This window comes from Nitratireductor lacus (assembly GCF_056431025.1).
The window spans coordinates 185,322-209,068 of sequence record NZ_JBWKMB010000002.1 but is presented as its reverse complement, the minus strand read 5'-3'; the positions used below and the strand labels follow the sequence as shown (position 1 = coordinate 209,068).

At 62.8% G+C, this 23,747-nt stretch carries 24 protein-coding genes; 12 read left to right on the top strand and 12 right to left on the bottom strand.

The annotated features are described in order from the left end of the window. Positions 1-36 precede the first annotated feature (36 nt). The 3 genes from rpoN (at position 37) to ptsN (ending at position 2,864) form a co-directional block, all read left to right on the top strand. Positions 37-1,530 (top strand): RNA polymerase factor sigma-54, encoded by a 1,494-nt coding sequence (gene rpoN, locus AC07E3_RS02790; protein ID WP_478360235.1) that lies wholly within the window; start codon positions 37-39, stop codon positions 1,528-1,530. 223 nt (positions 1,531-1,753) lie between these two features. Next, positions 1,754-2,329, top strand: a complete 576-nt coding sequence (gene hpf, locus AC07E3_RS02785) for a ribosome hibernation-promoting factor, HPF/YfiA family (RefSeq protein WP_292898768.1) — start codon at positions 1,754-1,756, stop codon at positions 2,327-2,329. Positions 2,330-2,399: 70 nt separating this feature from the next. Beyond that, entirely contained in the window at positions 2,400-2,864 is a 465-nt protein-coding gene (gene ptsN / locus AC07E3_RS02780) for a PTS IIA-like nitrogen regulatory protein PtsN (protein ID WP_007008118.1), read from the top strand. 53 nt (positions 2,865-2,917) lie between these two features. Here the strand turns inward: ptsN and AC07E3_RS02775 are convergent, their stop codons facing one another. The 3 genes from AC07E3_RS02775 to AC07E3_RS02765 form a co-directional block, all read right to left on the bottom strand. Then, on the bottom strand, positions 2,918-3,973 hold the full coding sequence (locus AC07E3_RS02775) for a C45 family autoproteolytic acyltransferase/hydolase (RefSeq protein WP_478360234.1): 1,056 nt from the start codon (positions 3,971-3,973) through the stop codon (positions 2,918-2,920). 154 nt (positions 3,974-4,127) lie between these two features. Then, positions 4,128-4,385, bottom strand: a complete 258-nt coding sequence (locus AC07E3_RS02770; protein WP_007008116.1) for a BQ00720 family protein — start codon at positions 4,383-4,385, stop codon at positions 4,128-4,130. Positions 4,386-4,493: 108 nt separating this feature from the next. Continuing rightward, positions 4,494-4,919, bottom strand: coding sequence for an Hsp20 family protein (locus tag AC07E3_RS02765; protein WP_478360233.1), 426 nt, complete (start codon positions 4,917-4,919; stop codon positions 4,494-4,496). Positions 4,920-5,032: 113 nt separating this feature from the next. On the opposite strand from AC07E3_RS02765, the gene AC07E3_RS02760 reads away from it, so the two are divergent. Next, complete coding sequence (locus AC07E3_RS02760; protein ID WP_478360232.1) at positions 5,033-5,974, top strand: nucleoside hydrolase; 942 nt, start codon at positions 5,033-5,035, stop codon at positions 5,972-5,974. 25 nt (positions 5,975-5,999) lie between these two features. Here AC07E3_RS02760 and AC07E3_RS02755 read toward each other — a convergent pair whose 3' ends face one another. The 3 genes from AC07E3_RS02755 to AC07E3_RS02745 all read right to left on the bottom strand — a co-directional run bounded on the left by AC07E3_RS02755 (position 6,000) and on the right by AC07E3_RS02745 (position 8,459). After that, a complete protein-coding gene (locus tag AC07E3_RS02755; protein ID WP_478360231.1) occupies positions 6,000-6,896 on the bottom strand; it encodes a ribokinase in 897 nt (298 codons plus the stop codon). Positions 6,897-6,982: 86 nt separating this feature from the next. Further along, on the bottom strand, positions 6,983-7,867 hold the full coding sequence (locus AC07E3_RS02750) for a methylated-DNA--[protein]-cysteine S-methyltransferase (protein ID WP_223004639.1): 885 nt from the start codon (positions 7,865-7,867) through the stop codon (positions 6,983-6,985). 106 nt (positions 7,868-7,973) lie between these two features. After that, positions 7,974-8,459: a DUF2244 domain-containing protein gene (locus AC07E3_RS02745; protein ID WP_478360230.1), complete on the bottom strand. Its 486-nt coding sequence runs from the start codon at positions 8,457-8,459 to the stop codon at positions 7,974-7,976. A gap of 21 nt (positions 8,460-8,480) precedes the next feature. On the opposite strand from AC07E3_RS02745, the gene nth reads away from it, so the two are divergent. Beyond that, positions 8,481-9,221, top strand: coding sequence for an endonuclease III (nth, locus tag AC07E3_RS02740; protein ID WP_478360229.1), 741 nt, complete (start codon positions 8,481-8,483; stop codon positions 9,219-9,221). Between the two features lie 13 nt (positions 9,222-9,234). Here the strand turns inward: nth and AC07E3_RS02735 are convergent, their stop codons facing one another. Next, entirely contained in the window at positions 9,235-9,969 is a 735-nt protein-coding gene (locus AC07E3_RS02735) for a sulfate transporter family protein (RefSeq protein WP_336071871.1), read from the bottom strand. Positions 9,970-10,137: 168 nt separating this feature from the next. Here AC07E3_RS02735 and AC07E3_RS02730 point away from each other — a divergent pair, with 168 nt between their 5' ends. Then, positions 10,138-11,130 (top strand): adenosine kinase, encoded by a 993-nt coding sequence (locus AC07E3_RS02730; protein ID WP_336071869.1) that lies wholly within the window; start codon positions 10,138-10,140, stop codon positions 11,128-11,130. Here AC07E3_RS02730 and AC07E3_RS02725 read toward each other — a convergent pair. From AC07E3_RS02725 to hrcA, 3 genes are all read right to left on the bottom strand, one after another. Continuing rightward, the gene (locus tag AC07E3_RS02725; protein WP_065817276.1) at positions 11,122-11,754 is read right to left on the bottom strand and encodes a trimeric intracellular cation channel family protein; all 633 of its coding nucleotides are present in this window, start codon (positions 11,752-11,754) and stop codon (positions 11,122-11,124) included. The genes AC07E3_RS02730 and AC07E3_RS02725 overlap by 9 nt on opposite strands. Positions 11,755-11,858: 104 nt before the next feature. After that, complete coding sequence (grpE, locus tag AC07E3_RS02720) at positions 11,859-12,518, bottom strand: nucleotide exchange factor GrpE (RefSeq protein ID WP_065817277.1); 660 nt, start codon at positions 12,516-12,518, stop codon at positions 11,859-11,861. 120 nt (positions 12,519-12,638) lie between these two features. Then, positions 12,639-13,724, bottom strand: a complete 1,086-nt coding sequence (gene hrcA / locus AC07E3_RS02715; protein WP_065817278.1) for a heat-inducible transcriptional repressor HrcA — start codon at positions 13,722-13,724, stop codon at positions 12,639-12,641. A 164-nt stretch (positions 13,725-13,888) separates the two neighbouring features. Between hrcA and rph the strand changes: the two genes are divergently transcribed. The 4 genes from rph to hemW are packed head-to-tail and all read left to right on the top strand — an operon-like array spanning position 13,889 to position 16,841. After that, positions 13,889-14,605, top strand: coding sequence for a ribonuclease PH (gene rph / locus AC07E3_RS02710; RefSeq protein WP_065817279.1), 717 nt, complete (start codon positions 13,889-13,891; stop codon positions 14,603-14,605). Between the two features lie 18 nt (positions 14,606-14,623). Then, positions 14,624-15,037: a VOC family protein gene (locus AC07E3_RS02705; RefSeq protein ID WP_336071864.1), complete on the top strand. Its 414-nt coding sequence runs from the start codon at positions 14,624-14,626 to the stop codon at positions 15,035-15,037. Further along, the gene (rdgB, locus tag AC07E3_RS02700) at positions 15,034-15,681 is read left to right on the top strand and encodes an RdgB/HAM1 family non-canonical purine NTP pyrophosphatase (RefSeq protein ID WP_322339900.1); all 648 of its coding nucleotides are present in this window, start codon (positions 15,034-15,036) and stop codon (positions 15,679-15,681) included. The genes AC07E3_RS02705 and rdgB overlap by 4 nt, the downstream gene beginning before the upstream one ends. After that, positions 15,678-16,841, top strand: coding sequence for a radical SAM family heme chaperone HemW (hemW, locus tag AC07E3_RS02695; RefSeq protein WP_336071860.1), 1,164 nt, complete (start codon positions 15,678-15,680; stop codon positions 16,839-16,841). Before rdgB ends, hemW begins: the two co-directional genes overlap by 4 nt. A gap of 3 nt (positions 16,842-16,844) precedes the next feature. Here the strand turns inward: hemW and AC07E3_RS02690 are convergent, their stop codons facing one another. Beyond that, a complete protein-coding gene (locus AC07E3_RS02690) occupies positions 16,845-18,062 on the bottom strand; it encodes a penicillin-binding protein activator (RefSeq protein WP_478360228.1) in 1,218 nt (405 codons plus the stop codon). 88 nt (positions 18,063-18,150) lie between these two features. Between AC07E3_RS02690 and rsmI the strand changes: the two genes are divergently transcribed. Together rsmI and AC07E3_RS02680 are read left to right on the top strand one after the other, a co-directional pair. Next, positions 18,151-19,059, top strand: coding sequence for a 16S rRNA (cytidine(1402)-2'-O)-methyltransferase (rsmI, locus tag AC07E3_RS02685; RefSeq protein ID WP_478360227.1), 909 nt, complete (start codon positions 18,151-18,153; stop codon positions 19,057-19,059). Then, positions 19,049-19,417 (top strand): YraN family protein, encoded by a 369-nt coding sequence (locus AC07E3_RS02680; protein ID WP_478360226.1) that lies wholly within the window; start codon positions 19,049-19,051, stop codon positions 19,415-19,417. The genes rsmI and AC07E3_RS02680 overlap by 11 nt, the downstream gene beginning before the upstream one ends. Positions 19,418-20,228: 811 nt before the next feature. On the opposite strand, the gene AC07E3_RS02675 is transcribed toward AC07E3_RS02680, so the two are convergent. Next, positions 20,229-23,636 carry a class I SAM-dependent DNA methyltransferase gene (locus AC07E3_RS02675; RefSeq protein WP_478360225.1) on the bottom strand — a complete coding sequence of 1,136 codons (3,408 nt, stop codon included), beginning with the start codon at positions 23,634-23,636 and terminating at the stop codon, positions 20,229-20,231. Positions 23,637-23,747: the final 111 nt, after the last annotated feature.

The following is a 23,747-nucleotide window of genomic DNA, read 5'->3' as shown; positions in this document are numbered from 1 at the left end:
CCGGCACCCCTGCCGGGCGCAATCGGGGCTCATGTGATGGTGCTTGCGCCAAAACTCCATCTGCGTCAGACGCAATCGCTCGTCATGACGCCGCAACTGCTGCAGTCGATCAAGCTGCTGCAGATGACGCATCTGGAGCTTGAGCACTTCCTCGATGCCGAGATCGAGCGCAATCCGTTGCTGGAACGCGGCGAAGACAATGCCGAGGAACGCGCCGAAACCTGGCAAAATGAGCCGGAGCCGCGCGAAAACACAGCCGAATCCATATCGGACAAGCTCGATTCCTCGCTCGAAAACCTGTTTCCTGACGATCCGGGCACGCAGGAGCGCATCAGCGCCGATCTTTCGGCGCAGTGGAAATCGGCGGGCGGCAACGGGCTTCAGAGCGGCAGCGGGACGGCCTTCGACCTGGAAAGCACAACGGCCGCCACCCCAACCCTGCGCGACCACGTCAACGGCCAGATTGCCCTGGCCTTCACCGATCCGGCGCAGTTGCTCATCGCCCATGAACTCGCCGATGGTCTGGACGAGGCGGGCTATCTCAGCCTAGGCACCGAAGAACTTGCGCAGCGCGTCGGCGCGACCCGCGAAGCCGTCAATGCCGCGCTCTCCACCTGCCAGACCTTCGATCCGCCCGGCATCTTTGCGCGCGATCTGGCCGAGTGCCTCGCCCTCCAGCTGATGGCACAGGATCGCTACGATCCGGCGATGAAGGCGATGGTGGAGAACCTGGAGCTTCTGGCCAAACGTGACTTCCGTACGCTTGGCCGCCTGTGCGGCGTCGATGCGGAAGACCTCGCAGACATGCTGTCGGAAATTCGCGCGCTCGATCCCAAGCCCGGCATGGCATTCTCGGGCGGCACCGCAGACCCGGTCGTGCCCGACATCGTCGTCAGGGCGGCAAGCGACGGGAGCTGGGCGGTGGAACTCAATCCCGAGACCCTGCCCCGCGTTCTCGTCAACGAGCCATACTACGCACAGGTTTCCAGCCAGGCCCGCGAAGGGGAGCGCCAGTTCCTGAGCGAATGCCTGCAAAGCGCCAACTGGCTCGCCCGCAGCCTCGACCAGCGGGCAAAGACCATCCTCAAGGTTGCATCCGAGATCGTGCGCCAGCAGGACGCATTTCTGGTTCATGGCGTCAGCCATCTGCGGCCGCTCAATCTGCGCACCGTGGCAGAAGCCATCGGGATGCATGAATCGACCGTCAGCCGCGTGACCGTCAACAAATACATGATGACCCCGCGCGGAACCTTCGAGCTGCGGTATTTCTTCACATCGGCGCTCGGCTCCGCGTCGGGCGGCGACGCGCACTCCTCGGAATCCGTGCGCGATCGCCTTCGCGCCCTCATCGATGCCGAGGAACCATCAGCCGTGCTTTCCGACGACACCCTTGTGGATATGCTGCGCGAAGAGGGCATCGATATCGCCCGCCGCACCGTGGCCAAGTACCGGGAAGCGCTCAATATTCCCTCTTCAGTACAGCGCCGCCGCGAGAAGAAGATGCTGTCGGCTGCAGGCACGCGCGCCTGATTGCGCCTGCGGTTGAATTGACAAGGGCGACGGAAGCCACTAGAAGCCCGCCCGCATGGACTACCAGGCCTTGAGAGCCTTCGACTTTTGTCCGCAGTGCCAGCAACCGAAGAAGGGATACGCGGCCGACTTACATCACAATCCGCCGCGGCACCTTGTACATGCAAGCCACACGTATAAACTCGATTCGTTCGGTGTCTGATCAGGAAAGGTCTGTTTTCAGATGAGCTTACGTATTTCCGGAAAGCATATGGACATCGGCGAAGCGTTTCGCTCGCGTATTGAGGAGCGGATCGGCGAAGCCGTCGACAAGTATTTCGATGGTGGGTTTGCCGGTCGCGTGACGGTTGAAAAGTCGGGTTCTCGTTTTGCCGCCGATTGTATGATCCATCTCGACACGGGCATGGTGTTGCAGGGCACTGGCCAGGCGCAGGAGCCGCAATCCGCTTTCGATGCTGCCGCCGAGCGCATCGAAAAGCGTTTGCGCCGCTACAAGCGCCGGCTGAAGTCCCACAACAACGGCCAGACTGTCGATCCGATGGACATTGCGTATCGCGTCATGGCGCCGGTGGCCGAAGATGAAGAAGAGGTCCCGGAAGATTACGCGCCCACCGTGGTCGCCGAATCGAAGATGGCTCTGCAGACCATGTCTGTCGCCTCCGCCGTCATCGAGCTCGACACCAAGGACAATCCCGTCTTCGTGTTCCGCAATGCCGGAAACAACGAAGTGAACATTGTCTACCGCCGCGCCGATGGAAACATCGGCTGGATCGATCCGTCGGCAGTGGCAAGCGCATAGGTTCCGTGCCAGCCTCAGCGCCGGTCATGCAGCATGACCGGCGAACAGACAAAGCAGAGGATGCATAGACATGGATCTGAGCGATCTGATCGACCAGAAGGCCGTGATCCCCGCCCTGAAGGCCAATTCGAAGAAGCAGCTCCTGCAGCTTCTGGCCGAAAAGGCCGCCGCAGTGACCGGCCTGCCGGAACGCGAAGTCTTCGATACCATTCTGCAGAGAGAACGCCTGGGCTCCACCGGCGTCGGCAATGGTGTCGCCATTCCGCACGGCAAACTGCCCGGCATCGACCGTATCACCGGCGTGTTCGCACGCCTGGAGACCCCGGTCGATTTCGAGGCCATCGACGACCAGCCCGTCGATCTCGTTTTCCTGCTTCTTGCGCCCGAAGGGGCCGGTGCCGATCACCTCAAGGCGCTGTCGCGCATCGCACGCGTTTTGCGCGATGCCGACAACACGGCCAAGATTCGCGGCACCAAGGACGCGGCCGCCATTCACAGCTTCCTGTCGCAGACACCGGCTTCCAACGCCGCCTGAACGTTCAGCGCTTTTGGCGGCAGGACCATCGGTCCTCTTCGTGGACGGCCTTCTCACATGGAGAGGGCCGTTTCCTTTTCGACGACCGGTATCTGGTGAAACGGATTGGCCGGATCGTTGCCGCGACGGATATGCATGCGCCGTTCGGCAAGATCCATCGCAATCGTGCAGACCGTGCCCTTGCGGCCAAGGAACCCTTCGCTGTCCCTGTAGGGTGCCAGGATCGCGTGCTCGGAGTGCTCCTGATCGGAAAGAACCGATTTGAGCCGTGCAAGGTCCGTCGGCGAACCGGGAACCGTCAGGGCGCGGATGCGGTCGAGCCGTGCTGTCGAATTTTCCAGCAATTCGGGATCCACAGGCGCATCGCAGGTCAGGTAGTGGTTGGTGTGGGTCGTGGCAGTGCCCCCTGCCTCCATGCGCCGCGCGGCATCACCCTCATATTCGATGTTGATACCGCGCCCGTCCGCACCTGCGACCAGCAGGTTCAGCGACCGGCCGGTGCCGGCACGCTCAAGCGCTTCTTCCACTTCTGCCCAGGATCCCGCGTCCAGAAGGGCGCGCAGGAGCACGTGCGAGGGCAGGCCATTTGTCGGTTTCGGCGTGGGCAGAAAATTGAGACACACGCAGAAACCCGCATCGTTGAGTCCGACCTTTGCCAGGATGCCGGGCTCTGTCATGGTCAGGAAACGCCTGCCCCGCTCATCCTCGGAACGGATCAGAACGACCAGATCCTCAAGCTTTTCGGACCAGTCCCAGTTTTGACCCGCAAAAGGCGTTCCGGTGTATTGCACCACCGTGCATTCAGAGGCCGAAAGGGCCGCAAGCAACTCGCTGCGCGCATTGAGCGCGTAGACCCATAACGGATCGACCTCGGCGTCCTCGGCGATCCCTTCGATTTCAGCCGCGTAGTGGGGATCGAACGCGCCGATAACGCCGCGAAAATGAGCAGCCACCCGAAGCAGTTCTTCGTCGGGCCGCGCGAAATACGCCCTGTAAAGGGAAAGCGTACGGTCAATCCGCTCGCCGAAGGCAGCGCCTATCTGCCGGCCCCGTTCCTCCGGTCTGCCCCAAACGTCGATCAGTGGAAATCTGGTTTTGCTGGCCGGCATGGCCTCCCCTCCAATCCTGGTGCGCGAAAGGCGCGGCTGCCATTGCCTGGAAGATCGGCTCTGCTGTCAAGACCCGGAAACGCTCCGGGGTCAGATATGCGTCAGGGCGCGCGGTCACCCACGCACCCTGAAACTCTTGTTCAATGCCCCTGCCTCAGTGGAGGCTGACGGTTTCCAGATCGTTCTGCATCGCGCCTGCGAGCGCTGCGTCGCGTGCATCGGCCAGCAGGATCGGCTGTCCATCGGCCCCGAAAAGCGCCCATAACCGTGTGCCTGGCTTCAAGTCCGGCATGCCGGGGAACTTGCCCTGCAGATCCTCGGCGTCCATTTCGCGCATGTAAGCCACTGCGCCTTCGCCGATATGGGCAAGCTGCTGCTGGGTAATCGCGAATTTGTGCTCATGTTCGGTCATGCAAGCCTCCTTAGCGCAGGCGTTTCCCTATGAAACCAACCCGCTGAAGAGCCCAAGGTTCCGAAACGGGTCAGCCCGTCCGGTTTCCTCCCGAATAAGACCAGTATGTCAGTCTTTCACGGAAATGTTTATTTTTTGTACCAGCCGTTCCGGTTCGGGGCGGTCGAGATCGATGGAAAGAAGGCCGTTTTTCAGTTCGGCATTCAGAACCCGCATCCCTTCCGCCAGCACGAACATGCGCTGGAACTGGCGCGCGGCGATGCCGCGGTGCAGATACTCACGCTCGCCTTCATCGGCCTGCCGGCCACGAATAATGAGCTGGTTCTCTTCCGTCGTGACATCCAGATCATCAGCGCTGAAACCTGCCACGGCCAGCGTTATGCGCAGCGTCACGCCCTGTTCGTTCTCCGCGCGGATGCGCTCGATATTGTAAGGCGGGTAGCCATCGCCCGATTTCGCAATGCGCTCGAGCGTTTTTTCCATACTGTCGAACCCAAGTAGAAGCGGATTCGAAAAAGGAGTCATACGCGCCATTTAAACAGTCCTCAAAGAGCGACGTGGATAGAGAAAAACCCGGTTGGCATTTTCCTCTTCTCAACTGATATGGTCGCTCAAAACCCGCGTTTCAAGCATTCTGGAGCAACTGCATGGCGGCAGCGCGCAAGATTATTATTGACACGGATCCCGGCCAGGACGATGCGCTGGCCATATTACTGGCGCTGGGCAGTCCGGAGCTGGATGTGCTTGGCATCACCGCCGTTGCCGGCAACGTTCCGCTGGCCTTAACCGAGAAGAATGCACGCAAAATCTGCGAACTGGCCGGCAAACCCGGGACGAAGGTCTTCGCGGGCGCAATCCGCCCGCTGGTCCGCGATCTGATCACCGCTGAACATGTTCACGGCCGCACCGGGCTCGATGGCCCGGACCTGCCCGAACCTGAAATGCCCCTGCAGGAACAGCATGCGGTCGATTTCATCATTGAGACCCTGATGGCGCATGAAGAGGGCGAAATCACCCTGTGCCCCCTCGGCCCGCTCACCAACATCGCACTCGCGCTCAACCGAGAGCCGCGCATCGCCTCCCGCATCCGCGAAATCGTGCTGATGGGGGGCGGTTTCTTCGAGGGCGGCAACGTCACGCCTGCTGCCGAATTCAACATCTATGTCGATCCGCATGCTGCCGATGTGGTGCTGCGCTCCGGCGCTCCCGTGGTCATGATGCCGCTCGATGTCACGCACAAGGCGCTCACCACCCGCAGCCGCATTGCAGCCATTCGCGATCTGGGAACGAAGGTCGGGGACGCCTGTGCCGAGCTGCTGGAATTTTTCGAGCGTTTCGACGAGGAAAAATACGGCACCGACGGCGGCCCACTGCACGATCCCTGCGTGATCGCCTATCTGCTCCAGCCCGACCTCTTCAGGGGCCGAAACTGCAATGTCACGGTGGAGACGGGCTCCGAGCTCACCATGGGCATGACGGTGATCGACTGGTGGCAGGTGACTGAACGGTCGAAGAACGCCCTCGTAATGCGCGACATCGACGCTGACGGCTTCTTCAAGCTTCTGACAGAACGGCTCGCGCGGTTATAAACCGCGCCGCCGATGAAGAGCACACTTATGCGAGTGCCGCGTCGACATCCTTGCGTAGCGGGATGGCCGGCTGCGCGCCCGGCTTCAGGCAGGCAAGCGCTCCGGCCACCGTTGCCTGCCGCAGTGCGGTTTCAAGGCCCAGCCCCCCGGACAGCGCTGCAGCCAGATAGCCGCAGAAAGTGTCACCCGCACCGACAGTATCGACGGGGGCGATCTTCATCGAAGGGCAGGTGACGAAGTTGTCAGGCGTCGCAGCCCACGCGCCCTCGCCACCCAGCGTCACAATGACGGTGCGGCCTGTTTTCGCGGCAAACGCCTTCATGCGCGCGCGGCGATCCTCGCCGTCAAGTCCGAGCGCATCGGCGTAAAGATCGAACTCGGTCTCGTTGGCGACAACATAATCGGCCCCTGCGAGGAGGTCCGTCGCCTCTGACCGATAGGGCGCCGTGTTGAGAATGGAAACTGCTTCGGCCTTACGCGCAGCCTCTATCGCGGCGGCCACCGTCTCGATGGGAATTTCGAGTTGCAGGAGCACGTGGTTTCCGGCTGCGAGCGCTGTCTGCGCCACATGCCCCGGCAGAACGTCGGCATTGGCGCCCGGCACCACGGCAATGGTGTTTTCGCCCCCGCGGTCAACAAGGATATGCGCCGTGCCCGTGGCGCTTTCGGCCTGATGTACGGCAGAGAGATCGACGCCCGCCGCTTTCAGAAGCTCCAGTGCCTCGCCGGCAAACGGATCGTTGCCCACGGCGCCGACAATGCGGGTATGCGCGCCGGCACGTCTGGCGGCCAGCGCCTGGTTTGCCCCCTTGCCGCCCGGTGCGGTGACGAACGTGTCGCCAGGCACCGTCTCGCCCGGCTTGGGCAGACGGTGAACGGTTGCGATCAGGTCGAGATTGATGGAACCGATGATGACGATCAAGGCACACTCCCACGCAGATTCGCAGGGAACCTAGACCATTTTGCAACACGGTGGAATCCACCGGTACTCCAACAGGAACAGCCGCATCAATCGGCCTGAGAGAGTTGCCCGGCCTCCCAGCCAAGGATGGCGCGCTTGCGGGTCAGACCCCAGTGATAGCCCGTCAGGGCACCGGATTTGCCGACCGCGCGATGGCACGGCACCACGAAGGAAACCGGGTTCGCTCCCACCGCCGCGCCAACGGCGCGCGACGCCGTGGGCTTGCCGATCCGCTCGGCGATATCGGAATAGGCGCAGGCCCGGCCCATCGGGATCTTCAAAAGCGCATCCCACACCCGCACCTGGAAATCCGTCCCGATCAGCACCACACGCAGCGGTTCTTCCGCGCGCCAGCGCGACGGATCGAACACCCGCGCCGCATAGGGCGCGGTGGCCGCCATGTCTTCCTCGTAATCGGCGTTCGGCCAGCGTGACGCCATATCCTCGAATGCCGCGCGCTCATCGCCCGGATCGCAGAAGGCAAGCCCCGCCAGACCGCGCTCCGTCACCATGACAAGCGCCTGACCGAAGGGCGAGAGATGAAAACCGTAGCGCATGGTGAGGCCCGCGCCCCGCGCCTTGTATTCACCGGGCGAAATCGCCTCATGCGTTACAAACAGGTCATGCAGACGCCCCGGTCCTGACATGCCGAGCTCCAGTGCCGCGTCGAGCAGCGGCATGCCCGAATCGAGCAGTCTGCGGGCGTGATCGAGCGTCACCGCCTGCAAAAACGCCTTGGGCGAAAGCCCCGCCCACCGGGTGAACAGCTTTTGCAGGCCGGTCGGCGTATCGCCCACTTCACCGGCGATTTCCTCCAGCGAAGGCTGGTCCCGATAGTCGAGGCTGATTTTCTCGATCACCCGGCGCACGACCTCGTAGTCGCTGCCTTCCGGCGTCACATCGCGTTGCAACAGGGCTGTCTGCACGTTCATGGTCTAAACTCCCGGCACCCGCCTTTGCGCTGGTGCCACATGACATCTTTCCTGAGCATGACCATGCCGCGTTTCGGGCCAATCAACCACCCGTTTCCTGCCAAGTTCACCGGCCCCTGGCGGTGGCGAGCGCCTCTCCGAAAGCGGCGGCGAAACTCTCACGGTCGTCCGGGTTCAGGAAACTGCCGAGGGCCACGCGCTTGCCGCGCATCTCGACCGCCATGCCGGTGATGCCGATCTCATCGTGCCGGTCGATGCGAAATCGCGTCCAGAACGGGTTGAAATGGTGCTCCTCGGCCCTGCCAGAGGGCGGCACCTTGCGAATGTCGAGACTGGTGCGCGACAGCCGCACTTCCTCGCGCACACGGGCGGCGCGATAGTTCAGCCGGAAGGCCACGTAGATCGCCAGAATGTCGAGCCCGAAGAAACCGAACACCGGCCAGGCGCCGAGCTTCAGGAACACCGCACCGATGGTCAGCCAGACGAGCAGCAGAACGGCCATGAGAATTGTAAAGCCGCGCGTGCTCAGCGAGCGGTACGGCGTCAGCAACGCCTGAAAGACGGGAGCGTCTGCACTGTTTGTTTCGGCCATGATCCCGATTATAGAAGGCCCATGGAAAAGCCCAAGAAGAAAATTGCCGCGGCCCGCAAAACCGTCCGCTCCCGCAAACGCAAAACCGTCTATTCGCCCGAGGAGATCCACGAGATTTTCCGTCGCTTCTCGGTTCAGCGGCCAGAGCCGAAAGGCGAGCTTGAGCATGTGAATGCCTTCACGCTTCTTGTTGCGGTGGTGCTATCGGCGCAGGCGACAGATGCGGGCGTGAACAAGGCGACGCGCGATCTCTTCAAGGTTGCCGACACGCCGGAGAAGATGCTGACACTCGGCGAGCAGAAGGTCGGCGAATACATTCGCACCATCGGGCTCTGGCGCAACAAGGCGAAGAACGTCATCGCGCTCAGCGAGGCGCTGATCCGCGATCACGGATCGCAGGTGCCCGACAGCCGCGAGGCCCTCGTCACCCTGCCGGGCGTGGGCCGCAAGACGGCCAATGTGGTGCTCAACATGTCGTTCGGTCAGCCCACCATGGCCGTCGACACGCATATCCTGCGCATCGGCAATCGCATCGGCCTTGCCCCCGGCAAGACGCCGGAGCAGGTGGAGGATACGCTGGTGAAGATTATCCCGGCCGAATTCATGCGCCACGCCCATCACTGGCTGATCCTGCACGGGCGCTATGTCTGCAAAGCGCGTAAACCCGATTGCCCGGCCTGCGTCATCGCTGACATCTGTAAATCGGCAGAAAAGACAAGCGAAATTCCCGCTCCGCTGGTGGAGCTGGCGCCGCAGGCCTGATCGCTCGCTTCGACTACCCGCGCAGCTCTGCACTTTGCCCAGCGCGGGCTGCATCTTCCTGCGAGATCATCTTGTGCAGATGAACCATCATGGCTGCGGCGAAAAGCGGTGTCAGCAGGTTGAGGATCGGCACGGCGAGGAACCCCGCGATAACGAGACCGGCCAGAAAGATCGTGCCCGCATGGCGGCGGCGCAGCGCCTTGGCCTCCGGCTCGCTGCGAAAACGCATGGCGGCAAACTCGAAAAACTCACGCCCAAGCAGATAGCCGTTCACCAGAAAGAAGGCGAGAATGTTGATGCCGGGTACAAGAAGCAGGAACAGCGCGACAATATTGCCGAGAATGACAACGCCGAAAAACTTGATCGAGCTGGCGATGGCCGGCCCGAGCGGCAGCGCCCTGCCCGGCGGGTCCTGCGGATAATCTTCCTTCTCGACAACTTCGGCCACGTCATCCAGAAAAAGACCTGCAATCACGGCGGTTACCGGGCCGATCAGGAGCGCGAGCCCTGCGGCCAGGCCCAGACCCGCAGCAATCAGCGCCACGAAACTCATCCAGCCGAGCCAGGAAGGCAGATCGGGAAAGATCGCGTCAAACCAGGGCAGCGCGATATATTCGAACAGCTCCTTTGCCCCAAGCCACACGCCCAGGAGCACCAGCAATGTCAGCCCGAGCGTCTTGAAAAACACGCTGCGGAACTCACTGGAGAAAAGACGGCTGATGGCAGCGCGGGCCGCGTCGAATATCATGCGGGTTCAGGGCCTTTCGAGGTTGTCTGCCGTTTCGAGATAGGAACCCTTTCGGGTCGGCGCAAGGCGATCGCTTTTCACCGGTGGCTTGCAAATCGCGCCCAAACCGCTAAACCGCCCGGAGTCTTAATCCCAAAACGCTTCCCTTGCATATCTGGAGATCTGAACTTGAGCGAATATGACGTGCTGTGCATCGGCAACGCCATTGTCGACATCATCGCCCGCTGCGACGAAGCGTTTCTGGAAGAAAACAACATCATCCGTGGGGCGATGAACCTGATCGACGTCGATCGCGCCACGCTGCTTTACGACCGCATGGGGCAGGCCATCGAGGCCTCCGGCGGCAGCGCCGGAAACACGGCAGCCGGCATCGCCAGCCTTGGCGGCAAATCCGCCTTCTTCGGCAAGGTCTCCAACGACACACTCGGCGAAATCTACGCGCACGACATCCGCGCGCAGGGCGTGGCCTTCGATACGAAGCCGCTCATGGGCCACCCGCCGACAGCGCGGTCGATGATCTTTGTCACGCCTGATGGCGAGCGTTCCATGAACACCTATCTCGGTGCCTGCGTGGAACTCGGCCCCGAAGACGTCGAAGAAGACAAGGCCAGCGGCTCGAAAGTGACTTATTTCGAGGGCTACCTGTGGGATCCGCCACGCGCCAAGGAAGCGATCCGCATGACCGCCGACGCGGCCCATGCTGCGGGCCGTGAAGTGGCCATGTCTCTGTCCGATCCATTCTGTGTCGACCGCTATCGTGACGAATTCCTGGAGTTGATGCGCTCGGGCCGGGTCAACATCGTCTTCGCCAATGAGCACGAACTGCTCTCGCTTTATCAGACCGCATCGTTCGACAGCGCTCTGGAGGCAATCCGCAGGGACACCCGTCTGGCAGTCGTCACCCGCTCCGAGAAGGGCTCGATCATCATCACGGATGACGAGACGATCCCCGTCGAAGCCATCCAAATCCACGAGCTGGTGGACACCACCGGTGCCGGCGATCTCTACGCTGCAGGCTTCCTTTACGGCTACACGAACGGGCACAGCCTGCGCGACTGCGGCCGTCTCGGCTCGTTCGCCGCCGGTCTCGTGATCCAGCAGATCGGCCCACGCCCGCAAAAGGATCTGCGCTACGAGGCGCAGCAGGCCGGTCTACTCTAGTTCCTCGGGCGGCCGGCCGGGCCGCGACCGGTAGCGCGGGATTGTCCAGCCAAATCCGAGAGCTCCGCCGCGCACCAGAAATGCAGCGGTGACAGCGATCAGGGCTGCAACCGCCCCCTCAACTCCGGCAAGGTCGGCCACGGTGAACACACCCGCGCCGACAAGAGCGGCCGTGACATAGACCTCGGGTCTCAGGAGCACCGAGGGTTCACCGGCCAGAACATCGCGCAGGACGCCGCCGAACGTGGCCGTTAGCATGCCGGTGACCAGTGCGACGATGGCCGATCCGGAAGCCTCAAGTCCCTTGGCAGCACCAAGCACCGAGTAGGCCGCGAGGCCGGCTGCATCCAGCCACAGGAGCAGCCGGTATCGATACTCCACCAGCGGCGCGGCGAAAAAGACCAGCACCGCAACCGCAGCGCAGACGATGATGTAAATGTGGTTTTCGACCCAGAAGACCGGCACACCAAGCACAAGGTCACGCAGCGTGCCGCCGCCGGTGCCCGTCACCCCGGCGAGAAAGACAAAGCCGATGAGGTCGAGTTCCTTGCGCGAGGCGGCAAGCGCCCCTGTCGCCGCGAACACGGCCACGCCGGCATAATCGAGAAGCTGAATCAGATCCATCTGGCCCTCCACACTCTGGATAGCCGAAGGGCCGATGAATAGGAAGTAAGCAGCGACCTGACTGTCGCTGCCATGCCTTCAGAACCGGGGCAGCGGTTTTGATGTCAGGCGTCGCGCTCGGCCTGCGGATTGGGCGGACCGGGTTCCGCGGCGACATTCTCGCCGTTCTGTACAGCACCCGCCTTGGGGCCGCCCTTGGCGACACCCACCATGGCCGGGCGCAGAACACGCTCGCCGATCACATATCCCTGCTGCACCACCTGAACGACGGTGTTTTCAGGGGTTGCCGGATCCGGCACTTCGAACATCGCCTGGTGAAAATGCGGATCGAAGCGCTCGCCCTTGGGGTCGATCTGCTTCACGCCATGGCGCTCCAGCGTGGAGAGCATGGAGCGCTCGGTCATCTCGACGCCTTCCATCAGCGAGGAAAGGCCGCTGTCAGCGGTAGCGCGAGCCTCCGCCGGCACCGCCTCGAGCGCACGGCGCAGATTGTCCGAAACCGTCAGCATGTCGCGGGCAAATCCGGCGATCGAATAGCTGCGCGCTTCGGTAACATCGCGCGCGGTGCGCTTGCGCAGGTTTTCCATCTCGGCGGCGAGGCGAAGGGCGCGTTCCTTCAGCTCCTCGTTTTCCTTGGCCAGCCTTACCAGGACGTCTTCTTCCGAAACCGCCTCTTCGCCGGCGTTCTCCTCGAACGCCTTCACGTTCGGGTCCTCTGCCGCTTCGGTTCTGGCCTGTTCGTTGTCCTTAGCCTGATTGGTCATGTCAGTCCGTCTATGGTTTTAGAATTGTTCGAATATTGCGCCCGATATCGAGGTTCGCGTCGGCAAAATCAAGGGGTGGCCTGATGCTTGGTCCGGTGAGTTCTCCCCCGCCAGTCTCAATCAGCGCAGCAAACGCCCCACGATCTGCGCCGTATAGTCCACCATCGGCACAATGCGGGCGTAATTCAGCCTGGTGGGGCCGATAACGCCGAGCGCGCCGATCACACGCGATTCCTGGTCGCGATAAGGCGCCACAACGAGTGACGAGCCGGAGAGCGAGAAAAGACGATTCTCCGAGCCGATAAAGATGCGCACACCGGACCCCTCTTCAGCCATGTCGAGAAGCTGGATCAGACCTTCTTTGGTTTCCAGATCTTCGAACAGGCGCCGCAGGAGTTCCAGATCAGCTTCGGCCGTCAGGTTTTCAAGCAGATTGGCCCGCCCACGCACAATCAGCCGCGCCGGCTGGCCGCTTTCGGCGCCCGCCCAGACGGCAAGCCCCTGCTCCACAAGCTCCTGCGACAGCGTGTCGAGTGCGGCGCGCGTTTCCTCCTGCAGACGCGAGAGCTCGGCCCGCGTTTCGGCCAGTGTGCGGCCACGAATATGCGCATTGAGGAAGTTCGAGGCCTCGTGCAGTTGCGATATGGTGACGCCCTCGGGAAGGTCGATCACGCGGTTCTCCACGTCCCCGTTCTGCGAAACGAGAATGGCCAGCCCCTTGCGCGGCTCCAGCTGCACGAATTCGATGTGCTTGAGCGCCGCTTCGGACTTGGTTGCAAGAACAACACCCGCCCCGCGTGAAAGCCCGGAGAGAAGCTGGCTTGCTTCGGTCAGCATATGATCCAGCGAATGCCCGCTGCTCGATGCCTTGACCTGCGTTTCGATGATGCGGCGCTCATCATCGGAAAGATCGCCGATCTCCATGAACGCATCGACGAAAAAGCGCAGCCCCTGCTGCGTGGGCATGCGACCGGCAGAAACATGCGGGGCATAGATGAGCCCCAGATGCTCAAGATCGCTCATCACATTGCGGATGGTGGCCGGGGAAAGCTGCGTCGACAGAATGCGCGAAAGATTGCGCGAGCCGAGCGGATCGCCATCTCTCAGATAGGTTTCGACGATAACCCGAAAAATCTCGCGGGACCGGCTATCCAGCGATTGCAGCGCGTGTTCCTGAAATTCTCTGTCCAAGACCGGTTTCGTCATTCACGACCTCTGATCAGCTGAATATAAGCGCGGCCAGTATGAAAACAACAGTCTTCTTGGTTTGTATGTGGCCGGTTTTCCGCCGGTTTCCGGAATTCCTTTGCGTTCGTGAATGCGTAAAGTTACAAGCCGCCGATACTTGATAACTCTGGAGAGAACCGCCCATGCGCCCGTCCAAACGCGAACCCGACGAAATGCGTGCCGTCAGCTTCGAGCGCGGCTTTTCCAAGCACGCTGAGGGGTCGTGTCTGGTGCGCTTCGGCGACACCCATGTGCTGTGCACGGCAAGCCTTGAAGAGCGTGTGCCGCCATGGCTGCGCAATTCCGGCCAGGGCTGGGTGACCGCGGAATACGGCATGCTGCCGCGCTCCACCGGCGACCGCATGCGCCGCGAGGCCTCTTCCGGCAAGCAGGGCGGCCGCACGCTCGAAATCCAGCGCCTCATCGGCCGCTCGCTGCGCTCGGTCGTGGACCTGCAGGCCCTTGGTGAAAAGCAGATCACCGTCGACTGCGACGTGATCCAGGCCGATGGCGGCACCCGCACGGCGGCCATTACAGGCGGGTTCATCGCCCTTTCGGACTGCCTTTCATGGATGGAAGCGCGCCAGATGGTCAGCCGCGACAAGGTTTTGAAAGATCATGTCGCCGCCATCTCCTGCGGCATCTACAGCGGCACGCCCGTTCTCGATCTCGACTATGCCGAAGACTCGGCTGCCGAGACCGACGCCAATTTCGTGATGACGGGCAAGGGCGGCATCGTCGAGATTCAGGGCACGGCCGAGGGGGAGCCATTCTCCGAAGACGAGTTCGCAGCCTTGATGGGGCTTGCCCGCAAGGGTATCACCAAGCTCGTGGACATGCAGAAGATGGCAATCTCCTGAACTGAAGCAAAGTAAGCCATGCAACCCTCGGCAATCCTTGAAGCCGCGCTCTACGTAAGCGATCTTGTCGAAGCTGAACGCTTCTACGGCGAAACGCTTGGGCTGGAGCGGATCGCCAGGGTCGAGGGCAGGCATGTGTTCTTTCGCTGCGGGCAGACCGTTCTGCTGCTGTTCGATCCGTCGGCAACCGCCGAACCGCCCGCAGCCGACGCCCGGCTTCCCGTGCCGCCGCATGGCGCGCGCGGACAGGGCCACCTCTGTTTTGCCGCAACTGCCGAAGAGATTGCCCGCTGGAAGGCGCATCTCGAAGCGGACGGCATCGCCATCGAAGCGGATTTCGAATGGCCAGGTGGCGGCCGCTCGATCTATTTCCGCGATCCTTCCGGCAATTCGCTCGAATTCGCCGAACCGCGCATCTGGGGACTGACTTGAGACCGATCGACAACAAGACCTTCGTACTCGCCAGCCATAACAAGGGCAAGCTTCGCGAATTTTCAGACCTTTTGGCCCCGTTCGGCTACACGGTGCGTTCGGCTGCCGAGCTTGGCCTGCCCGAGCCGGAAGAAACCGGCACGACGTTTGAGGAAAACGCCCGCATCAAGGCACTGGCCGCCGCCGCGGCCACCGGCCTGCCGGCGCTTTCCGACGATTCCGGCCTCTGCGTGGACGCGCTGGACGGTGCGCCCGGCGTCTACACCGCCGACTGGGCGACCAAGGACGACGGCAGCCGCGACTTCATGATGGCCATGGAGAAGACGGAAAAGCTGCTCTCCGAAACCGGCGCAGACACGCCGGAAAAGCGTACCGGCCGCTTTGTGGCAACGCTGTGCCTGTGCTTTCCCGATGGCGAGACCGAGTATTATCGCGGCGAAGCAGAAGGCCATCTGGTCTGGCCGCCGCGCGGCACGGACGGATTCGGCTACGATCCGGTGTTCCAGCCCGAGGGCTACAACGTCACCTTCGGTGAGATGACGGCTGAGGAAAAGCACGGCTGGAAGCCAGGCGACGAGCACGCGCTCTCCCACCGTGCCCGCGCCTTCCAGAAATTCGCCCGCGCCAGGCTGGGCGCCGCGTGATCACCCCGCTCGATACGGCTCCGGGTTTCGGCGTCTATCTGCACTGGCCGTTTTGCGCGGCCAAATGCCCCTATTGCGACTTCAACAGCCATGTGCGCCACCAGCCGGTGGACCAGGCCCGCTTTGCCGCCGCCTTTGAGCGCGAGCTTGCCACCATGCGCGCCCGCACCGGCCCGCGCACCGTTACCAGCATTTTCCTGGGTGGGGGAACGCCCTCGCTGATGGAACCCGAAACAGTCGGTGCGCTGCTTGATGCCGTTGCGGCCAACTGGAGCGTTCCCAACGGTATCGAGGTGACGCTGGAGGCCAATCCGAGTTCTGTCGAGGCCGACCGCTTTCGCGGTTACCGAGCGGCCGGGGTCAACCGTGTTTCGCTCGGCGTTCAGGCGCTCAACGACCGGGATCTGAAATTTCTCGGACGGCTGCACAATGTCGAGGAAGCTCTGAAGGCGATCGGGCTTGCCCGCGAGATTTTTCCACGCCTCTCCTTCGACCTGATCTATGCCCGCCCGCACCAGAGCGAGGAAGCCTGGGCCAGCGAGCTCGAACAGGCCATTGGCTACGCGGCAGATCATCTCTCGCTCTACCAACTCACCATCGAGGAAGGCACGCGCTTTCAGCTTCTTCATGAGGCAGGCAAGCTTGCCATGCCGGACGGAGATCATGCCGCCCGCCTCTACGAGATCACGCAGGAGGTGACGGCGGCGCGGGGGCTGCCGGCCTATGAGATTTCCAACCACGCCCGGCCGGGCGCGGAGAGCCGGCACAATCTCGTCTACTGGCGCTATGGCGAATATGTCGGCGTCGGTCCCGGCGCCCATGGGCGTTTCATCGAGGATGGCCGCCGCCATGTGACTTTCACCGAAAAGATGCCGGAGACATGGCTCGAACGCGTCGAGACCGAGGACCATGGCGTGATCGGCGGCGAGGTTCTGACCCGCGACGAGGAAGCCGATGAGTTCCTGCTGATGGGCCTGCGCCTTGTCGAGGGCATCGACCTGCCTCGCTATGAAGCGCTTTCGGGCCGGGCGCTTTCCAATGCGCGCATTGCGGTGCTGCAGGAAGAGGGCCTGATAGAGCCCGTCGGCAACACGCGCCTGCGCGCGACAGCAAGGGGCATGATCGTGCTGGACGCGGTTGTCGCCGATCTGGCCCGATAGCGCCTAACTGCCGCCACCAAACCGTGACGGCGCCGCGTCAATGATGCCGGCCCTGCCTTCGCGCACTTCATAAATGGCGTATCCGCGCTCGGTCGTGCCGTCGCCCAGGAAGCGGAAAAGGCCAGTATAGCCATTGAAGCCGACCGGCGTTTCAAGCGCGTGACGCTGGATCCCGCCGCCGCCCTTTGCGATGTTGGCGACCAACACAACCGAGTCATAGGCAAGCGCGGATGTGAGCGACGGCTCGGCACCGAACCGCGCCTGATAGCGCTGCTTGTAGGCGTTGACGCGGCTCTGGTCCGTATCGGCAAACCAGCCGCCCTGAAGCGCCGGATCGGCCAGATTGGCGCTCGTCCATTGCCCGGTCCCCAATAGCTTCTTGCCGGAAATGTCTATGCCGGTTTCGGTCATGGTGGATGCGATGGTGGCCGGGCTCGTGCCGCCATCGGGGATGAATACGGCATCCGCCGCACGCACCGCATCGGCAACGCCCTGCACCGCTTCATAGACTGACATGTTGTCATAGGCATAGCGGGCAACCGCCGTCACCTCGCCGCCCATGGAAAGCATGGTGCGGCGCGCTTCGGCTTCGGCGATGTCGCCGGCAGCCCCCTCGGGCAGGATCGCCACCACGCTGCGCACGCCCTGCCCCGCGGCATAGGAAAGCGTGCGCTGGACCACGCCCTGCGGCAGGAAGGAATTGAGATAGACCCCCGGCGATGCCGCCCCGCGGTCGGAGGAAAACGCGATCATCGGCGTCTGCGACGGGCCGAGCGCCGGCGCGGCGGCGCGCACATTGGCCGAAAAGAGCGGCCCCAGCACGGCGACGGCACCTTCGGCGGATGCCTGGCCGGCGGCGATTGCAGCGCCCTCGGTGGTCCCGCCCGTGTCCTTCACGACCAGTTCAAGCGCGTTCAGGCCGACATCGTCCATGGCCAGCAGTGCGGCGTTCCTGAGCTCGGCAGCGATGCGGCTGGCATTGCCTTCGCCGGTTAGTGGCAAAAGCAGCGCCACACGCGTCTCACCGGTGCCAATCACCTCGCCCGAGGCCGGCAGACGCGGCGCATTGCTCGCGACCGGCTTCGTGGCAATGGCCTGACCTCCCGGCTGCGGCATGCCGTAGGGCACATCGCCCCCCACGCAGCCACCGAGCGCCAGAAGGCCGGCCAGCGCCAGCGAGAGGATCCCGGTTCTGCGACCGGGCGATGTCGATAATTTCATACGTCGCATTCGTCCCAAATTCAGCGCGCGACTTTGCAACCCACATGCCTCCATGTCAAAGAGATGAGCGAATAAGGATCAAAGAGTTATGGATAACCCGCGCGGAGAGAAAAGTTTCGTCGTCGGCAGCGCCCGTATTGGCGCGGCGGCGCTGGAGCCGGCGCTCTATCTCGTGGCAACGCCCATCGGCAATCTTGGCGACATCACGCTGCGCGCGCTCGAAGTGCTTGCCGGGGCGGATATCGTTGCCTGCGAGGACACCCGCGTTTCGCGCGTGCTTCTTGCGCGCTACGGCATCGGCCAGAGTCTCACCGCCTATCACGAGCACAATGCGGACAAGGCCGGCCCGCGTCTTCTGGCCGCACTGGAAGCGGGGCAGAGTGTCGCGCTCATCTCCGACGCCGGCACGCCGCTCGTCTCCGACCCCGGGTATCGTCTCGTGGATCAGGTGATCGAAAAAGGTCTGCGCGTCGTGCCCATTCCGGGGCCCTCGGCGGTGCTTGCAGCACTCTCGGCGTCGGGCCTGCCGACGGATGCTTTTCTCTTTGCCGGCTTTCTTCCCGTGAAGGACGGGCAGCGCCGCGCGCGGCTCGAAGCCTTTCGCCAGACGCCGGCGACGCTGGTGTTCTTTGAATCCCCGCGCCGCCTCGCTGACAGTCTGGCCGCCATGGCGGAGGTGCTCGGCGGCACGCGGCAGGCCTGTGTGGCGCGCGAGCTTACCAAAACCTTCGAGGAATTGCGGCGTGGCGCACTCTCCGATCTGGCCGCGCATTATGCCGACACCGGTGCGCCCAAGGGCGAGGTGGTGGTGTGCGTGGCGCCGCCGGACAGCGAGGAAGAGACAAGCGCGGAAGATGTGGACCGGCTGCTCATGGCGCTCTCCGATGAGATGTCCGCCTCGAAGGCGGCGGGTGAAGCCGCACGCATGACCGGAGGGCGCAAATCGGAGCTCTACCAACGGCTTCTTGCCCTGAAGGCCGAGCGCGATGCGGAGTGAGGCACGGCAGAAAGCCTATCGGCTCGGCCATCGCGGCGAGTGGCTGGCGGCCATGGCGCTGCGGCTGAAGGGCTATCGCATACTTGCCCGCCGCTACCGAACGAAGCTTGGCGAGATCGACCTGATCGCCCGGCGCGGCAATGTGGTGGCGATTGTCGAGGTGAAGGCGCGCCCGACCGTGGAGGCGGCGATGGATGCAGTAGCCTATCATGCGCAGACCCGTATCGAGCGTACTGCCGATCTGTGGCTTGCCCGCCAGCCCGACCACGCGCGCCTTTCGCTGCGCTTCGATCTCGTGGCCGTGCTCCCCCGCCGCTGGCCGGTGCATGTGGAGAATCTGTTCCAGGGGCGTGATTGAGGACCGGGCCGTGCTCCTGCACGTTCTTCCAATGGGTCCCGGGTCAGGCCCGGGATGACGGGAGCGGGGTGAGCGCTTCATCGTCGTCATCCCGGCCGAGCGGAGCGAGAGCCGGGACCCATTGAGAGGCGTGGCCGGGTGCCGCAGAGGGTGCGGCTGGTGGTGCCGGGGTGAGGACCGGGCCGTGCTCCTGCACATTCTTCCAATGGGTCCCGGGTCAAGCCCGGGATGACGGGGTGGTGTGGCGCGGGCATTTCGGGCAGGCTCCAACGTTGCCGCGCGGGGTTGCCGCCGGGGTTTGGATCGTTCGGGAAACGGGGCGCGTTTTTCGTGCCTCTCTGTTGGGAATTGAAGTGGCGCGAAAAGCGCGCCCCGCCGGCCGCTGTCCCGTCTGCCGGCCGGTCACTCGGGCAAACGTCGCCCTAGCGGCTTTTCCGCAACCGACATGATGCCGGCCGCCGGCCTTTCGCGGGCCCTCACAGGCCTCGGGTCACCGAACCCGAGGGGGAGGCTGCCGTCGCCCCTCCTGATCCCCGGCTCCGGACCCGGTTCCCGACAGGGGCGATAGGGGAAGTGTAGTGGCGGTTTTGGGGGTGGGGAGAAAAGAGCGAATAGGGAGTAGCGAATAGCGAGTAGGGACCGCGCTTCAACTCCCTCGTCATCCTATGGCTTGACCATGGGAGCCATGCCTTTGCGGGGGTGACGGGGTGCGGGTGAGAAAAAGTGGGGCGGTTTCTTGGAGGCCGGAGTTTATCCCCGGTGTTGCGGCATGGGTCCTCGGGTCAAGCCCGAGGATGACGAAGGTGGGGGCTCAGGCGGCGCGGCGGGCGGCGTAGGTGCCGTCGGGCAGCGCGGTGACGTGGCCATAGGCGGCCAGCGTGCGCAGATGCTGCTCCACCCGGCCCTCGATGCGCTTGCCGCCGCGCTTGAACTGGCGGGCGATCTCGGCTGCCGCCATGGGGCGGGCCTCGACGGCAAGAATGCGCTCCACCGCGAGCGGCTGCTCGTAGGCATCGGTGGGGAAGGAGGGCCTGTCCCTGTCGATGGCGACCACCGGCGCATCGAGCGCAAGCTCGCCGCTTTTTGCGGCAGCGCCCTTTGCGAAACGGGGGATCTGATATTCTGGCCGCAGCCAGCGCACATGGCCTGCCGCCTCCTCCTTCGCCCGCTCGGCATTGAGCGCGACCAGCCGTTCGAGGATATCCTCGTCGGAGAGATCGTGCGGCCAGCCATAGGCCTCGGCGGTGAGCCGGTCGATGGTTTCGTGCAGCTCTTTGAGGATCAGCACGAGGCCGCGCGTCTTCACATCCTCGTCCTTGTCCGAAAGCGCCTCGCCGGACTTGAGCTTTTCCAGAACGTTGTAAAGCCCGGTCATGGTGAGATCGGGATGCTCGGCCAGAACCTTTTTGCGCGTGGCATCGAGTTCTTCTCCGGCAGCGCGGAGCTTTTCGCGCAGGGCATCGGAGGGGTCGGGGAATGGGAAGGGGTCGAACGTTCGCGTCTTGGTGTAAACGGAGTCGTTGCCTTGTCCGAGCCAGCCGCCGGTTCGAAGCGACCAGCGGATATGTATTCTAGAAGAAACTACCGCCAAAATATCAGCATCTCGGTCAGCAATTATAACAGATTTATCATCCAAAATATAATGGCAATCAAAGAACTGAAAAACTCTATGTCGTGACGTGTCTACCGTTGCAATAATTCTTTCAATGGAATTTATCGCTGGACGCATATCTCTGCGGGGTTCGCCAAATATCCACCATCTATTTCTGTAACTATCTCTTTTGTTTTTCTCTCTTTCCGGCTTAACATGCTCCAGTATATGCTGATAAACTTTTGGATATTTCTCTCGAACTTCTGATGATTCAAGACCCAAAAGGTCGATTGCGAATAGATCTCTCGATCTGTGCGCAATATCTCTACCGTTCCGATAAGGACGTAGGTGGTTTGCCAAATCGTCGCTTTGCCCCAAGCCTAGAAGTGTTGCTTCAGCGCGTGAAACAAGAAACCCTTTCCCATGCAGTTTCACACCATCATGTGCGATACCGGCATTCGCCAAGAGCGTTGTGATGTTGGTTACATCCACCCCCACGCTCAAATCCGAATTGATCTTCCCCACCCGGTTTTCAAACACGATCCTCGGCTCGTCCGTGTCCAGCGCCGCCTCGCGCACCACATCGCGCAGAAGCCCCTCATGGCTGCCGGCCGCGCCCACGGTCATGGCGATGCGCACCGCCGCGCTGTCGCGGGTGGCCTTGGTCCAGGGGTGGTCGGGCACCGCATAGATGAGGCTTATGGGCTTTTTGGCATTGAGGTGGCGCTCCATGACACGGCGCTGAAACACCTGGCTGATGGAATTGGTGGTGACGAAGCCGAAACGGCGCAGCGGGGTTTGCTTTCGCGTCAGAAGCTCGGCGGCGCGGTCCCACCAATACATGACGAAATCCGCGCTCTCATTCATGTGTTTGTGGGCGGCCCACAGCGCCTCGGCATAGAGCGAGCCCATGCGGGAGCGAATTGTCCCGCCGCCGACAAAGGGCGGATTGCCGACGATGAACTCCGCCTCCGGCCAGTCGGGCCGGCGTGGATTGGGGCAGGCTTCCACGCGCTCGCCATCCTTTTCCACGATTGTCGGCACGGGATGGCCATCCCATGTCAGCACCGCGTCATAGCCCTCGCGCCGGCCGAAATTGATGTTCCTGAACGCCTTGAGGATCGGCTCGGCCGGGTGGCCGTCGCGGTTTTTATAATGCTGTTGCAGATAGCCGATCCACACGACAAGCTCGGCGATTGCCGCGGCGCGCGGGTTGATCTCCAGCCCGAGAAACTGGTGCGGATCGACGGTTTCGCCCTCCAGCCCCAGCGCCTCTGTCTCGCCAAGGCGGGCCAGCGTTTCCAGCACCTCGCCTTCGAGCTTTTTCATCAGCTCCAGACTGACATAGAGGAAGTTGCCCGTGCCGCAGGCGGGGTCGAGCACGCGGGTTTCGCAAAGCTGGTGGTGGAACGCCTTGACCAGTTTTACGGCGTCCTTTTCCTTGCCGCTCTCCTTGGCGGTTTCGGCGCGGGTGAGCACCTTGCGCCAGTCGTCGCGCAGGGGCTCCATGACGGTGACTTCCACCAGACGCTGCACATAGGTGCGCGGGGTGTAATGCGCGCCGAGCTTGCGCCGCTCGGTGGGCTCCAGCGCCTGTTCGAGCAGCGTGCCGAAAATGGCGGGGTCGACCTCGGTCCATTTTGCTTTTGCCGCCTGCCAGAGCTCGCCGATCTCTTCCCGCCCCAGCGGGAAGGCACGGGCATTCTTGAACAAATTGCCGTTGAAATGGCGCAGATGGGTGCGGAAGGCGGAGAAGAAACGGTCGTCGCGCCTTGGCGCGTCCATCTTCTTCCAGAGCTCCTCGACCAGCGGGACGAAGGCATCGGGCGATTTGGTGCAGTCTTCCAGAAGGCCGGTGAAGGAGGCCTCCGGCAGGAGCGCCACATCCTCGGCGAACATGGTGAAAATGCAGCGCATGAGAAAATGCGCCACCTCTTCGGGCGGGTGCTTCTTCTCCAGCGCCTTGCTGACGGCGGCGAGCCTTTCGGCGATCTCGCGGGTGACGCGGGCGGATTCGCGCGTGGGGTCGAGCGCTTCGGGATCGGTCCAGATCTTGCGCAGGCGCTCGCGGATCGCCTCGTCGCGCAGATCTTCCATATAGATGCGGAAGCCACGGCGGTCGGGAAACTGGTCGTAGGCGCGGCCGGTGCCGGTGAAATCGGCAAAGATCTCGATGGCGTGGCCGACATCGCAGACGAGAATGAAGGGCGGCGCGGGATGGCTGGCATCGAGGCGGAAGACATAATCCTCCGCCTGACGGCGCGCCTCCAGCATCATGCGGTCCCAGCCGCGGGCGACGGTGCGTTTGCCGCGCGGGGCGGGCTCTTCGGCAAAGAGCGCCGGCTGCTCGGCGCCGCGCCCCTGTTTCATGCGCGACTGCTTGGCCTCCAGGATGAAGGCGCCTTTCTTATAAAGGTCGATGCGCTTTGGGGCGGTGGTGCCTTCGCTCCTGCGCGGCTTGACGGCGCGCTCGAACACATAGTCATTCAGCGCGGTTTCAGAGCCGGCGACATCGGGATGGGGCAGGCCCAGCACATCGCACAATTCGGTGATGAACATGGCGTAATTGGCGCGCTCTGCCCCGCCCTCGCGCGCGGTCCAGCGCTCTATGAATGCCTCGACGTCCATGCTTCCCCCGGTCGCTACGGGTTGCACTTTATGCAACCGCCGTTGAAAGGCAAGGCGGTGATGGGGGAGGAAGGGAGCGAGTAGCGAATAGCGAGTAGCGAATAGGGGACG

Bases quoted from the DNA above. Each gene is read 5' to 3' on its own strand.
- AC07E3_RS02705 (WP_336071864.1), top strand. From the start codon at position 14,624: ATGCAACCCTCGGCAATCCTTGAAGCCGCGCTCTACGTAAGCGATCTT.
- nth (WP_478360229.1), top strand. From the start codon at position 8,481: ATGGAAAAGCCCAAGAAGAAAATTGCCGCGGCCCGCAAAACCGTCCGC.
- AC07E3_RS02745 (WP_478360230.1), bottom strand. From the start codon at position 8,459: ATGGCCGAAACAAACAGTGCAGACGCTCCCGTCTTTCAGGCGTTGCTG.
- AC07E3_RS02735 (WP_336071871.1), bottom strand. From the start codon at position 9,969: ATGATATTCGACGCGGCCCGCGCTGCCATCAGCCGTCTTTTCTCCAGT.
- AC07E3_RS02765 (WP_478360233.1), bottom strand. From the start codon at position 4,919: ATGGCGCGTATGACTCCTTTTTCGAATCCGCTTCTACTTGGGTTCGAC.
- AC07E3_RS02775 (WP_478360234.1), bottom strand. From the start codon at position 3,973: ATGCCGGCCAGCAAAACCAGATTTCCACTGATCGACGTTTGGGGCAGA.
- AC07E3_RS02750 (WP_223004639.1), bottom strand. From the start codon at position 7,867: ATGAACGTGCAGACAGCCCTGTTGCAACGCGATGTGACGCCGGAAGGC.
- rpoN (WP_478360235.1), top strand. From the start codon at position 37: ATGGTGCTTGCGCCAAAACTCCATCTGCGTCAGACGCAATCGCTCGTC.
- rph (WP_065817279.1), top strand. From the start codon at position 13,889: ATGCGCCCGTCCAAACGCGAACCCGACGAAATGCGTGCCGTCAGCTTC.
- AC07E3_RS02770 (WP_007008116.1), bottom strand. From the start codon at position 4,385: ATGACCGAACATGAGCACAAATTCGCGATTACCCAGCAGCAGCTTGCC.
- ptsN (WP_007008118.1), top strand. From the start codon at position 2,400: ATGGATCTGAGCGATCTGATCGACCAGAAGGCCGTGATCCCCGCCCTG.
- AC07E3_RS02680 (WP_478360226.1), top strand. From the start codon at position 19,049: ATGCGGAGTGAGGCACGGCAGAAAGCCTATCGGCTCGGCCATCGCGGC.
- grpE (WP_065817277.1), bottom strand. From the start codon at position 12,518: ATGACCAATCAGGCTAAGGACAACGAACAGGCCAGAACCGAAGCGGCA.
- rsmI (WP_478360227.1), top strand. From the start codon at position 18,151: ATGGATAACCCGCGCGGAGAGAAAAGTTTCGTCGTCGGCAGCGCCCGT.
- AC07E3_RS02725 (WP_065817276.1), bottom strand. From the start codon at position 11,754: ATGGATCTGATTCAGCTTCTCGATTATGCCGGCGTGGCCGTGTTCGCG.
- AC07E3_RS02690 (WP_478360228.1), bottom strand. From the start codon at position 18,062: ATGAAATTATCGACATCGCCCGGTCGCAGAACCGGGATCCTCTCGCTG.
- AC07E3_RS02675 (WP_478360225.1), bottom strand. From the start codon at position 23,636: ATGGACGTCGAGGCATTCATAGAGCGCTGGACCGCGCGCGAGGGCGGG.
- AC07E3_RS02760 (WP_478360232.1), top strand. From the start codon at position 5,033: ATGGCGGCAGCGCGCAAGATTATTATTGACACGGATCCCGGCCAGGAC.
- hpf (WP_292898768.1), top strand. From the start codon at position 1,754: ATGAGCTTACGTATTTCCGGAAAGCATATGGACATCGGCGAAGCGTTT.
- hrcA (WP_065817278.1), bottom strand. From the start codon at position 13,724: ATGACGAAACCGGTCTTGGACAGAGAATTTCAGGAACACGCGCTGCAA.